This is a genomic window from Alkaliphilus peptidifermentans DSM 18978 (genome assembly GCF_900101495.1).
Lineage (GTDB): Bacteria > Bacillota > Clostridia > Peptostreptococcales > Natronincolaceae > Alkaliphilus_C > Alkaliphilus_C peptidifermentans.
Genome location: NZ_FMUS01000014.1, coordinates 50,932 through 64,355, shown reverse-complemented (window position 1 = coordinate 64,355; position 13,424 = coordinate 50,932). Strand labels below are relative to the sequence as shown.

13 protein-coding genes are annotated in these 13,424 nt (G+C 35.3%); all 13 read left to right on the top strand.

Translation table 11 applies throughout. From position 1 onward, the window contains the following. The 13 genes from BLP68_RS11280 to groES all read left to right on the top strand — a co-directional run bounded on the left by BLP68_RS11280 (position 1) and on the right by groES (position 13,408). Entirely contained in the window at positions 1-966 is a 966-nt protein-coding gene (locus BLP68_RS11280; RefSeq protein ID WP_091543473.1) for an oxamate carbamoyltransferase subunit AllH family protein, read from the top strand. Continuing rightward, the gene (gene fdrA, locus BLP68_RS11275; RefSeq protein ID WP_091543472.1) at positions 956-2,509 is read left to right on the top strand and encodes an acyl-CoA synthetase FdrA; all 1,554 of its coding nucleotides are present in this window, start codon (positions 956-958) and stop codon (positions 2,507-2,509) included. The genes BLP68_RS11280 and fdrA overlap by 11 nt, the downstream gene beginning before the upstream one ends. A gap of 1 nt (position 2,510) precedes the next feature. Next, on the top strand, positions 2,511-2,681 hold the full coding sequence (locus BLP68_RS11270; protein WP_091543470.1) for a fdrA domain protein: 171 nt from the start codon (positions 2,511-2,513) through the stop codon (positions 2,679-2,681). A gap of 210 nt (positions 2,682-2,891) precedes the next feature. Then, positions 2,892-4,157 (top strand): YlbE family protein, encoded by a 1,266-nt coding sequence (locus BLP68_RS11265; RefSeq protein ID WP_091543469.1) that lies wholly within the window; start codon positions 2,892-2,894, stop codon positions 4,155-4,157. Positions 4,158-4,329: 172 nt separating this feature from the next. Continuing rightward, positions 4,330-5,121, top strand: coding sequence for a cyclase family protein (locus BLP68_RS11260; RefSeq protein WP_091543467.1), 792 nt, complete (start codon positions 4,330-4,332; stop codon positions 5,119-5,121). 51 nt (positions 5,122-5,172) lie between these two features. After that, positions 5,173-6,063: a carbon-nitrogen hydrolase family protein gene (locus BLP68_RS11255; protein ID WP_091543466.1), complete on the top strand. Its 891-nt coding sequence runs from the start codon at positions 5,173-5,175 to the stop codon at positions 6,061-6,063. A gap of 203 nt (positions 6,064-6,266) precedes the next feature. Further along, on the top strand, positions 6,267-7,454 hold the full coding sequence (locus tag BLP68_RS11250; protein ID WP_091543464.1) for a CaiB/BaiF CoA transferase family protein: 1,188 nt from the start codon (positions 6,267-6,269) through the stop codon (positions 7,452-7,454). 67 nt (positions 7,455-7,521) lie between these two features. Beyond that, on the top strand, positions 7,522-8,313 hold the full coding sequence (gene yqeB / locus BLP68_RS11245; RefSeq protein WP_091543463.1) for a selenium-dependent molybdenum cofactor biosynthesis protein YqeB: 792 nt from the start codon (positions 7,522-7,524) through the stop codon (positions 8,311-8,313). A 271-nt stretch (positions 8,314-8,584) separates the two neighbouring features. Continuing rightward, entirely contained in the window at positions 8,585-9,700 is a 1,116-nt protein-coding gene (locus tag BLP68_RS11235; RefSeq protein ID WP_330389150.1) for an NAD(P)-dependent malic enzyme, read from the top strand. A 92-nt stretch (positions 9,701-9,792) separates the two neighbouring features. Beyond that, complete coding sequence (locus BLP68_RS11230) at positions 9,793-11,079, top strand: PepSY domain-containing protein (RefSeq protein ID WP_176758983.1); 1,287 nt, start codon at positions 9,793-9,795, stop codon at positions 11,077-11,079. A gap of 18 nt (positions 11,080-11,097) precedes the next feature. Continuing rightward, entirely contained in the window at positions 11,098-11,985 is an 888-nt protein-coding gene (locus BLP68_RS11225; RefSeq protein WP_091543455.1) for a DNA-3-methyladenine glycosylase family protein, read from the top strand. Position 11,986: 1 nt separating this feature from the next. Further along, positions 11,987-12,706 (top strand): DUF554 domain-containing protein, encoded by a 720-nt coding sequence (locus BLP68_RS11220; RefSeq protein WP_091543454.1) that lies wholly within the window; start codon positions 11,987-11,989, stop codon positions 12,704-12,706. Between the two features lie 417 nt (positions 12,707-13,123). Continuing rightward, entirely contained in the window at positions 13,124-13,408 is a 285-nt protein-coding gene (groES, locus tag BLP68_RS11215) for a co-chaperone GroES (protein ID WP_091543453.1), read from the top strand. Positions 13,409-13,424: the final 16 nt, after the last annotated feature.

The following is a 13,424-nucleotide window of genomic DNA, read 5'->3' as shown; positions in this document are numbered from 1 at the left end:
ATGAAAGCAATAAGGATGTGTCATCACACTAAAGAACTAATTGATAATGAGATGAAGATTAATGGTAAGATACACTCAATATTTAATCGTGTATTAAATATTATTACACCAGATGATAAACTGATTTCAATAGTATCATCACAGGTACCAATACCACCCAGGGGAATTGTATTAGAACTACCTTCTCAAAATTCATTTCATTCATTAAATTTTAATCCAGGAATGAAGGTAACTATCAATAAACAATATCTTGAAGCTGCAGATGGGAAATTTCAGCTTAACCTATCAGAGGCATTGGTATGGGACAGTAGACCAGACAGTACATTCGATAAAGCTCAAGATGTTGATTTTAAAAAAAAGCTAGAGCTTTTTAGGGAGGCATTGGTTTCAGAAGGGAATTTCAACGGAATCGCACCAATATTTGCCAAACTGGAAAAGCAGCTAACCAATCGATCTAACAATGATGAAATCCTATATAATCATTATTGCTATTTCATAGAAAGGCGAATGCTAAAGCTATTGGATTCAATAATAAATAATAACACAGAAGGAGCTCGAAAGGCAGCAAAGGAAATTGTGGGATTTGGGCCAGGGCTAACACCTTCTGCCGACGACTTTTTAACAGGTCTAATAATTGCAATGGTTTACTGTACAATTTATTTGGCTGAAAATGTGGAGAAAATCTACAAAATTGCTGAAAGTCTTGTTGAGGGAGTAGAATTCAGGACTACTAAAATTAGTGCAGAAATGCTTACCTTTGCTTCCAATGGTGAGGTTTCAGAAAATGTAAAACAACTGATGATTAGTTTGTTTTCTGTCAGTAAGCCAGAGGATTTAAATAACCCACTAAAATCAGTAATCAATAATGGCGAAACCTCCGGCACAGATCTAGCTGCAGGAATATATATAGGCTGTCTGTTAAGCAATGAATTATGGAGAGGTAGGGGTGCTTTTAATGAATATTAAAATAAAAACACAAAAAAATACCTACTACGATTCTGTTACTCTAATGCGAATAAGCAAAGAATTAAAGAGCTTAGAAGGTGTTGAAGAGGTTCTTGTGGGAATGGCAACGGATCTTAATAAGGAACTGGCTCGAAATTTGGGGCTTTCAAATGAAACAATAGAAGGTTTAACCGTCAATGATTTCTTTGTAACTGTAAAATGTACTAATGAGGAGCTATTTGAAATACTATTAAAAAAGCTGGAGGAATTATTAAGCAAAAAGGATGATGAAACTGAAGAGTATTCTCCGGCAACATTAGAATCTACATTAAAAAATGTTCCTGATTTAAACATTGCAATTATTTCAGTGCCAGGCCAATATGCCTTTGCTGAGACTAAAAAAGCTCTTGATAATAATCTACATGTTTTACTATTTAGTGATAATGTAAGTGTAAAAGATGAAAAGACTTTAAAGGAGATTGCAAAGGAAAAAGGTTTATTGATGATGGGGCCAGATTGTGGTACTGCCATAATTAATCAAGTACCTCTAGCCTTTGCAAATGTTGTTAAAAAAGGAAGTATTGGTATTGTTGGGGCCTCGGGGACAGGTATACAAGAGGCAAGTGTATTAATAGATAAATTTGGTGGTGGAGTATCACAGGCTATTGGTACTGGAGGTAGAGATTTAAGCTTAGATATCGGTGGAATTATGATGATTGAAGGAATAAAGGCTCTAGAACAGGATGAAAAGACAGAGGTAGTTCTTTTGATTTCAAAGCCACCAGCACCAGAAATAGCAGAAAAGGTACTTAAGACTGCTAAAGACTCCGGTAAACCCTTTGTAGTTATTTTTATTGGAGGAGATATTGAAGTAATAGAAAAATATGGTGGTGTGCCAGCTTTAACACTTGAAGATGCAGCAATTAAGGCTGTTCAATTAACAAATATTAAAATGAAAACCCCTGAAATTATTGAGGAAGGAAGAGATTCATTAATAAAGATGCTTGCTAAAAATCTCAATAAAGATCAGAAATATATACGAGGACTTTATACTGGTGGTACTTTATGTGACGAAGCAATGATAATGCTTTCAAAAACTATTGGTGATATCTATTCCAATATTCCATTAAAACCACATTTGAAACTAATGGATCCTATTGAAAGCAAAGAAAATTCATGTATTGACTTGGGTGATGATACCTTCACTGTTGGCAGGGCACATCCTATGATCGACCCAGCCACCAGACAGGAAAGGCTTATTAAAGAGGCAGAGGATACAGAAGTTGCAGTATATTTAATGGACTTTGTTCTTGGTTATGGTTCACATCATGATCCAGCAGGAGAAATGATAGCTTCAATAGAAAAAGCACGAGAAATTATGAGGCAAAAAGGATATGAGGCTGTTTATATTGCTTCTGTCAGTGGTACTGAAGCAGATCCTCAAAATCTCAAAGAACAAGAAAGAAAGCTTATGGAAGCTGGAGTTGTGGTAATGGCGTCAAATGCTCGTGCAGTTGGACTGGCAGCAGATTTGATTATGTATCATAGGAAAGGCAGGGAATAATATGTCCAAGATTAATGATTTATTTAAAACTGAATTAAAAGTTGCTAATATTGGATTAAGATCCTTTGCTGAAGATCTAAAAAATCAGAAGGTTAAGGTAGTACACGTGGATTGGAGGCCTCCTGCTGGGGGTAATAAAAAAATGATAGCGTTGCTTTCAAAGCTAAAATGAAATCAATGAGGAATGTAAAACCAATGAGTAATGAAAGATCAATTAGAAATAGCAATGTGAAATGAGTAATGAAAAACAAAGATAAATCGAGAAAAAAAGATATAATAAGAAATTTGGCTACAAATTTCTGCCATAATTACTCATTACTAATTATTCATTATTAATTATTAATTAGCTTAATCTTTAAAGTATATTAAAAGGAGTGATTGAATGGTTCAGGATTTAATAAAAAAAGCAAATGAAGAGACCATGAAACGTATCCTTAGCGCTCAACCTACCCTGGTGGGAATAGGAGTAGCTGGTGATGTAATTCCTGGTATGACATCAAAGACTATTCTACATGCTGGTCCCCCCATTACTTGGGAGAATATGAGTGGACCATTGAAGGGAGCAGTTATAGGAGGTCTAATATATGAAGGGTTAGCAGAAAATGAAGTAGATGCAATTGCTTTAGTAGAATCTGGTGAAATACAGTTTGATCCATGTCATCACCATAATGCCGTTGGACCTATGGCTGGAGTTGTAACAGCCTCAATGCCTGTTTTTATAGTGGAGAATAAAACCTTTGGGAACTATGCCTTTTGTACATTGAATGAAGGACTTGGTAAAGTTCTGCGCTATGGTGCCTACAGTGAAGATGTAATTAAACGGCTTAAGTGGATGGAAACAATCCTTGCGCCAGTTTTAAAGGAAGCTATAGGCTTGGCTGGTCCAATTAATTTAAAATCTATGATTGCTCAAGTGATCATGATGGGAGACGAGGGACATAATCGAAATAAAGCTGGTACCTCTTTGTTAATACGAGAGCTTGCAGCCCATATTATTAACACCTCCTTTAGTAACCAAGAAAAAATTGAGGTTTTAAACTTTATGAATAGCAATGATCATTTTTTCTTGAATTTAACTATGCCAGCCTGTAAATCTTCTCTTGATCCTGCTATGGGAATTAAATATAGTACAATTGTCTGTGCTATGTCTAGAAATGGAACAGAATTTGGTATTAGAGTAAGTGGTTTAGGGGATCGTTGGTTTACTGCACCAGCTGAGATAGTTGATGGACTACTGTTTCCAGGATTTACTGCTGAAGATGCTAATCCAGACATTGGAGATAGTGTAATTACAGAAACAACTGGTATTGGCGGATTTGCCATGGCTGCTGCTCAGGCTATTGTTCAATTCGTTGGAGGTAATCCACAAGATGCAATAAATTACTCAAAGCTCATGTACGAGATTACAGAGGCGGAAAACAACACATATAAAATACCAGTTTTAAATTTTAAGGGAACTGCTACAGGGATTAATATTATGAAGGTTGTGGAGACAGGAATTCTTCCAATTATTAATACAGGAATAGCCCATAAGGAGCCTGGAGTAGGGCAAGTTGGTGCTGGCTTGGTTAGACCACCTATGAAGTGCTTTGAAGATGCTTTAGAGGCATTTGTTGATGCATTAACAGAAGAAGGACTAGTTGAGTAAACAGTAAACAGTGAAGAATGAGGAGTGAAGAGTGAAGAGTGAAGAGTGAAGAATGAAGAGTGAATGTTGAATGTCGAATGTTTAAATTTCTTCATGAAATTTTTATTAAACTCTTAACTCTAAACTCTAAACTCTAAACTTTTAATATTATTTAAATAAGGGAGGATGTATTATGGAATTTTGGAACAATATGAAAATGTACGACTTAACTCAAAATTTAAGTCATTTAACACCACCGTGGCCTACCTATGAGCCATTACAAATTAAGTTTTTTAAAAGACTATCACCCAATGGTGCCAACGGACAGCTAATAACAACATCAAATCATGTGGGTACTCATCTAGATGGACCACTGCATTTTGATACTGCAGGAAGAGATATTGCATCTTTACCTCTAGAAAAATTAGTTGGACCTGGTGTCGTAGTTGATTTATCAGATATAGCAGAAGACTATGGTATTTACACACCAAAGGATATAACAGATAGGGTTGAAGTTAAGAAGGGTGATATTCTCATAATTAATACAGGGTATCATAAATATGGATGGGATCAACCAGAAGCAGATGAGAGAAGATATATGTTAAGACACCCAGGGCCATCTATGGATTTTGTAGACTGGGTTAAGGAAATGGAAATAAAATGGATTGGAGTTGACTGTGGATCTGCTGATCATCCAATGAATACAAAAATCCGTGACTGGGAGCCACTTGAAGCACAAATGGCTGACGAGTATATGAAGAAAAAGTATGGAAAAGGCTTAAATGAAATATATAAATGGCCAAATACATATCAAGCAATGCATGTTCATGTATTTCCTAAGCCTCATGAAATAATTCATGCTGAAAATGTTGGAGGAGAAATCAATAAGGTCCTTAATAAGCGCCTTGTTATTGGATGCTTCCCATGGAAGTTTGTTGGAGGAGAATCTAGTATTTCTAGAATTGTTGCCTTTGACAAAGAATAGATATTGATTGCCTGCCCAAAAGGGTGGGCAATTATTTTAGGAGGTATGAAAATGAAAGACCATATAGCTGCCTGTGTTCAAATTGCAGTAGAACCTAACGATATTAATAATAATATCGATAAATGCTGCCATTGGTTAGAACGAGCTGTCAAGGATTATGATGCAGAGCTGGTATTGTTTCCAGAATCCATTACTACAGGATTTACTCCTGGAATGACCCCGGATGAATTTTATAGTTTACTTGAGCCAATCCCAGGAAAGCATACAGAAAAAATACAAAAGCTTGCTGGCCAACTAGGGGTTCATGTTGTTTTTCCTCTTTATGAAAGGGGACCTGAGAAGGGAATAATATATAATAGTTCAATTTTAATCGATGATAAGGGAGAGATACTGGGTAATTATAGAAAAACCCATCCTTTTCCTACTGAAAGGTTAGAGGGTGGAGGTTGGACTACCCCTGGTAATGAAGTGGTGGTGGTTGAAACTAAGCTAGGTAAAATTGGGATGGTAATCTGCTATGATGGTGATTTCCCTGAATTGGTTAGGGTGCTTGCCCTAAAGGGAGCAGAGATTATCACCCGGCCCTCTGCTTTACTTAGGAGCTTTGAAATTTGGGAGTTTGTAAACAAGGCTAGAGCATATGACAACCATGTATATCTTCTAGGAGCCAATTCAATTGGGCCTGACGCTGCCAAAAACTATTTTTTCGGACATAGTATGATTATAAATCCTATAGGTCAAACAATTGCTTTGGCAAGAGGAACAGAAGAGATTATAGCTGCGAAGCTAGATAGTAATCCAATCAAACATGTTAGTTATGGTACAAAATCTCCTATGATATTTGACCATCTAGAGGATAGAAATGTAAAGGTGTATGGTGATATTCTTATGGAAGGGAAGAGCAGCTTCGAGCCTGCTAAAAGAATACCATATAGGAGATAAAACCTCAACCAAGTGATAGTTGATAGTTGAGAGTTGAGAGTTGAGAGTTAAAACAAAATTGAAAATTGAAAATGCAAAATTGAAAATGAAAAACAACCTAAAGAGTTAAAAGTTAAGAAATTGTTAAATGTAGAATGTTGAATGATAAAAATCTAAAAAAGAAAAATTAAGGATGAGTATACTATAGAGAATGGAGGGAGAACATGAATCAAGCCCTTGAGGGAGTAAAGGTTTTAGATTTAACGAGGGTATTGGCAGGACCATATGCCACTATGGTTTTAGGTGATATGGGAGCAGATATCATTAAGATAGAAATGCCAGGTGTTGGTGATGATTCAAGACAATTTGGGCCATACGTAAAAGGAGAAAGTGCATATTTTCTAAGCTTGAATAGAAATAAGAGAAGCATAACATTAAACCTCAAAAAGGAAAAAGCACGGCAGCTATTCATTGAAATGGTTAAGAAGTGTGATGTAGTTGTAGAAAACTTCAGACCAGGCACTATGGAAAAACTAGGACTAGGATATGAAGAACTTAAAAAAATCAATCCTTCTATTATATATGCTGCTTGCTCTGGATTTGGTCATACTGGGCCCTATAGCCAAAGAGCTGCCTACGATGCTGTAGTTCAGGCTATGGGAGGAATTATGAGTATAACTGGTGAAAAGGATGGAAAACCAACTCGAGTAGGACCTTCTATTGGAGATATTACTGCAGGATTATTTTCTGCTATAGGAATATTGTCAGCACTAAACTATAGAAATCAGACAGGAAAAGGTCAAATGGTGGATGTTGCAATGTTAGATTGCCAAGTTGCTATTTTGGAAAATGCTATTGCCAGATATGTAGTAACTGGAGAAATTCCTATGCCCGCAGGAAACCGACATACCTCAATTGTTCCCTTTGAGCCCTTTGAGACTTTAGATGGAGAAATAATGATAGCAGCAGGAAATGATGGACTATGGGGAAAGCTATGTAAAATAATGAATAGAGAAGATCTTATAGCAGATGATAGGTTCAAAACAAACCCCCTTAGAAACCAAAATTATGCAGAACTGAGGCCAATTATTGCTAAGATTATCGGAACAAAAACCTCCAAAGAGTGGCTTCAGATACTGGAGGAAGCTGGAGTACCTAATGGGCCAATAAATACAATAGATAAAGTTCTTGAGAATCCACAGATAAATGCTAGAGAAATGATAAAAGAGGTTTACCATCCAACTGCGGGTGGCTTGAAGATGCCTGGAGTACCAATTAAGATGAGTGAAACACAGGGTGAAATTGTTAAACCTGCACCAATTTTAGGGCAACATACAGAAGAAATATTGAAGGAGCTTTTAAATCTAACCTCTGATGAAATACTAAATTTACAGAAGGAAGATATCTTCTAGTTTATAAATAATTTAGGCTGTTGTATACTGAATATAGGTAATAATAATGAATAGGAGTATAACAATTATGCAAAAGAAAGTGCTCATTAAAGGGGCAGGAGATATTGCTACTGCTGTAGGCCACAAGCTTTTTAGAAGTGGGTTTAAGGTTGTTATGACAGATGTAGAAAAGCCCACATGTATTAGGAGACATGTGTCCTTTGCCAATAGTATATATGAAGGTCAGTGGCAGGTAGAAGGGATCATGGCAAAGAGAGCAGTAACAATACAGGATATCACCAATATACTAGAAGATGGTGCTATTCCTGTTATTGCTGATGGCTACGGAAACATTAAAAATGAAATGAAATTCGACTTTCTTGTTGATGCAATATTGGCCAAGAAAAATACTGGAACCCATATTGATGATGCACCAATTGTAATTGGATTAGGACCAGGTTTTGTGGCAGGTATAGATGTTGATATGGTAATTGAAACCAACAGGGGTCATAATCTTGGTCGCATTATATTTCATGGCTGTAGCGAAGCAAATACTGGAGTGCCAGGTGATATAGGGGGATATACAACAGAAAGGGTGTTAAGAGCACCAGCAGAAGGAGAAATTAAAAATCTTAAGGTAATCGGTGATATAGTAAAAAAAGATGATGTTATTGCTCTGGTGGAAGATAAAGAAATCAAATCAAATATAGCTGGTATAATTAGAGGATTGATTTATGATGGAACAACAGTTTCAAAGGGATATAAAATAGGAGATGTTGATCCAAGAGGCGACATTAGTTTTGTTACCACTATATCTGATAAAGGCAGATGTATTGCAGGTGGTGTTTTAGAAGCAATATTGATGAAGAGCAATGAGTAATGAGTAATGAGTAATGAGTAATGAGTAGTGAGCAATTAGAAGAAAAAGAGGATAAAAAATGCAGGTTTGCCTATTATAAAAAGATGACCAAATATAAAAATTTGTGTCATCTTTTTTTTCTACAAAGTACATTTAACTTTACAGCCTGTATTAATAATCATAAAATAGAGCTAAGACAAAAAAATGTTATTGAACCTGGAAGGAAGTGTTAGTATTGGATGTTTTTCAAAAAAGCCTTGAGCTTCATGGTAAATTAAAGGGAAAGATATCGATGGAATCGAAGTTAAAGGTGAATAATCGTGACGACCTTAGTTTAGCATATACTCCTGGAGTGGCTGAACCTTGTAAAGAAATTAATAAAAATCCAGAAAAAGTCTATGAATATACATCAAAGGGTAACCTAGTGGCGGTTGTTACTGATGGTACAGCGGTGCTGGGTTTAGGAGATATTGGTCCAGAGGCTGCTATGCCAGTTATGGAAGGGAAGGCAATTCTTTTTAAATCCTTTGCAAATATCGATGCTTTTCCTATTTGCTTGGCAACTAAAGATGTGGATGAAATTGTCCAAACAGTCAAATATATGTCTCCCACCTTTGGTGGAATCAATTTAGAAGATATTTCAGCACCTAGATGCTTTGAAATAGAAGATAGATTAAAGAAGGAACTTGACATTCCAGTTTTTCATGACGATCAGCACGGTACAGCTATAGTTGTATTAGCGGGTTTAATTAATGGACTTAAGCTGGTTAATAAATCCTTTGAAGAAATAAGGGTGGTAATTAGCGGTGCTGGCTCTGCAGGAATAGCCATTTGCAAGCTATTACAATCTGCAGGAGTAAAGGATATTGTATTGGTTGGTAGTAAAGGTATTATCTATGTAGGAGCACCCTATAATAACCTCCATCAAGAAAAAGTGGCAGCAATAACAAATCCACGAAAATTAGTAGGTGGATTAGAGGTTGCAACGGAAAAAAGCGATGTATTCATTGGAGTATCGGCACCTAATGTGATTACTAAAGAAATGGTTTCTACTATGGCACAAAAAGCTATTGTTTTACCAATGGCAAATCCTATTCCGGAAATAATGCCCCATTTAGCAAAAGAGGCTGGTGCATTTATTGTAGGAACCGGTAGATCAGACTTCCCAAACCAAATTAATAATGTATTGGCATTCCCAGGAGTCTTTAGAGGAGCCCTTGATGTAAGAGCAAGTGACATAAATGAGGAAATGAAGATGGCAGCTGCCTATGCAATTGCTGGTATAATAACAGATGAAGAGCTGAATTCTGACTACATCATACCCGACTCCTTTAACCCAAAAGTAGTGGCTGAGGTTGCAAAGGCTGTTTCAAAAGCAGCAACAATTACGGGAGTAGCTAGAAGGTAATGATAAAACAGTTACTATACACGTAAATCTGTTCACAACCATCAGTTTATGGTATGATAAATGAAGAGTTATTAGGTAAGGGAGGGGAAGTCTTGGTACAGGGGAAGAGATATTTTATATATCTGGTGTTGATTTTAAGCTTATTAGGTAACTCTTACTATTACTTTCAATTACAGGATGCTAAAGCTAAATTATATGACACTAATCAAATGGTTTCACAACAGATAGAAAGTAATATAAGACAAAGTATGATGTATGCACGGGAACTTAAAGAGACCCAATCTCCATTATCTATGCAGAACCTGCAAAGTACTTTACAGGAGTTGACTGTATCATTTGGTCATTGGGTAAATATTAATCAATCTGAACGTAAGCCCAATGAGCGATTACAACGAGGTTTAACTGGAATTGAAGTTTTAAGAAACACAGTTGTTAATCACCTAAATAGACAATATACCAGTAATAACAATCGTCTAACAGAACAGGATATAGAATTATTGGACAAGGTTCATGAAAATCTTGACAGATTACTTGTTGTTCATAGCAAAATTAAAGATAGGGGAAATGATTTAAAAAGTGATAAAGAAAGTGATGGTGGCCTTGGTCAGGTGGCTGGAAATATAGAAGAGATGGCAAGATTATATCGTCATAGTGTAACTCCTAATAAGCATCCTAAGTACATTACCTTTGATGTAGCAGTTGATAAAGCAAAGGAAGTATTTCCATATTTACAACGATTAGAAATTGAAAGTTCAGAAAATGTTAAGCTTCGTGATGGTGTTCACTATTATAATCTAACCTTTTACAACAAGGATATCAGCTATACTGTATGGGTTGATGCTATAAATGGTCAAATAAGGAATTATGAACTTAAGTCTGAATTAAGCAGTAACAGGAGTTTTTCTCAAAGACAAGCTAATATATTAGCTAGGGATTTTCTTAGCAACTTCTATTCTGGAGATGTAAAGGAAGAAATGTTTAAAATGCAATTGGAGGGAAAAAACAATAATGTAATTTATTCGTTTCGGTTTACTCCAATTAAGAAAAATATTACTATGTTTAGTGATGCATTCACTATAAATATTGATTCTGGCATTGGAGATGTAATAAAGTATAGTAATGACTTTATAAGTAGTCAAATTCCAGTGACTGAAAGTATTTTAGAAGTAGAGGAAATTCAAGAAAAACATCAAGAGGATATTGGTAATATGGAGTATGACGGGCTAGCTGTTATTCGATCTTTTGAAACAAGATATTTGCCTAGACTAACCCACAGATTTAAAACAACCAAAAATGATCAGCAAATTATTATTTTATTTGATGCTGAAACTGGTCAGCAGCTTCTTGAAATGTACTATATATATGTAGCAGTAGATTAGACAGAAATAGGTGATTAAGTGAAATATGAATGGCTTTATCAGAGCAATAAAATTATTGTGAAGAATGTTAAGGATTTTGAGTTAAAGGATATTTTTGAGTGTGGACAATGTTTTCGGTGGAGAAAAGAAGATGATAACAGCTACACCGGAGTTGCGTATAACAAACTATTAAATATTAATAAAATAGACGAAGATATTCATCTGCTCAATACTAATCCTATTGATTTTGAGGAAATTTGGATTAATTATTTTGATTTAAATACTGATTATGCAATCATAAAAAAGAATCTTATTAAAAAAGATGATGTAATGAAGAGGGCAACGTCATTTGGTAATGGTATTCGTATTTTGAAACAAGAACCATGGGAAACTATTGTGTCTTTTATTGTTTCAGCAAATAACAATATACCAAGAATCATGAAGGCAATTGAATTATTGTGCAGTAAATATGGTGAAGAAATTGGAAGCTTTAACGGTAAGCTATATTATAGTTTTCCAAGGCCTGAAATAATAGCCAAGCTTAAGCCAGAAGATTTATCAGCCTGCAATATGGGGTATCGTGGTCCTTATATTATTAAAACTGCAAATCAGGTATTATCTAACCCAAATCTAATTCCTATGCTCCGAGCACAGAATACAGACCATTGTAGAAAAGGCCTAATAGATTTCAGTGGGGTTGGGCCAAAGGTTGCCAATTGTATAGCTTTTTTTGCCTTTGGTAAACTAGATGCTTTTCCAGTTGACGTGTGGGTTAAACGTCTGATGGAATACTTTTATTTTCATAGTGAAATGAAACCAAAGGAAATAGAGGATTTTGCAAAAAATCAATATGGGTCATATGCTGGCTATGCACAACAGTATTTGTTTTACTACGGTCGAGAATTAGGAATTGGCAAGGGGGATTAATATGTTAGGTACTATAGTAAATGCAGTAGCAATAATAATAGGTGGGTTAACAGGGATTTTATTACGAAAAGGAATTCCAGATAGCTTCAAAAATACAATAATGCAAGGCTTAGGACTATGTGTCTTTATAATAGGACTATCGGGAGCCTTAAAAAGTGAAAATATTATATTGGTAATTTTTTGCATAGTAATTGGTAGCATTATAGGTGAAGCCTTTGCAATAGAAGATAAGCTACAAAAAGTAGGCGATTGGTTAGAAGGCAACGTAGGTAGAGGTGGAGAAGGATCGATGGCAAAGGGTTTTGTAACAGCCAGTTTAATATACTGTGTTGGTGCAATGGCTATTGTGGGCTCTTTAGAAAGTGGATTAACAGGAAACCATGAGACATTATTTGCAAAATCACTGATAGATGGAATAACAGCAGTAATATTTGCATCGACCCTGGGTATAGGAGTTGTGTTTTCATCTATAGCAGTCTTTGTTTATCAAGGCATTATTACTTTTTCTGCATCCTTTGTGAAACCATTTCTTGTTGCAGAGGTTATACGTGAAATGTCTGCAATTGGTGGACTGTTGATCATGGGAATAGCAATAAATATTTTGGATATTAAAAAGATATCAGTTGGTAATATGCTACCTGCTGTGTTTTTACCAATTTTTTATCCCTTTATAGAGCCATTTTTAATAAGGGTAATTTCATTCTTTGAGATGCTTCTGTAGTAAATTGCAAATTAATAATAAGTATTAATATTTAGGGTAGTTATTCTTCGGAATACTACCTTTATTTGTGTTTTAACCAAATGCATTCCTCTGGTGAATAAACCAACATAAGCTATTAAAAACTCCCGATTTTGGGTGTTTTTTAGTGAAAAATTTTCAATTATTAGATTATTAATAGGATAAAATATGAATATAAAAGTAAGACTTTGAAAAACGAAGGAAATAATTGAAAAGAAGTGATAATCAATATGAATAACGTATAGATGGTAAATATAGGCTAAAATAAAGAAAAATGGGGTTTGCTACAATATTTACTTTTATATAACATTATAATTGTGATTAGCACTCGTTGATGGTGAGTGCTAACAGGAAAAAGTATAAAATTTAATTATAATAATAATTTAAGGAGGGTTCACTATGAATATTAAACCTTTAGGCGACAGAGTAGTAATTAGGAGACTTGAAGCTGAAGAAAAAACCAAAAGCGGAATTGTTCTTCCAGGAACTGCAAAGGAACAACCCCAGATGGCAGAAATTATGGCAGTAGGTCCAGGTGGAATGATTGATGGTAAAGAAGTAGTTATGGAAGTAAAGGTAGGAGATAAGGTTATCTTCTCTAAGTATGCCGGTACAGAGGTTAAACATGATGGAGTTGAGTATACCATATTGAGACAAAATGACATTTTGGCTATAGTTGAATAAATAAGTTACAAACAAT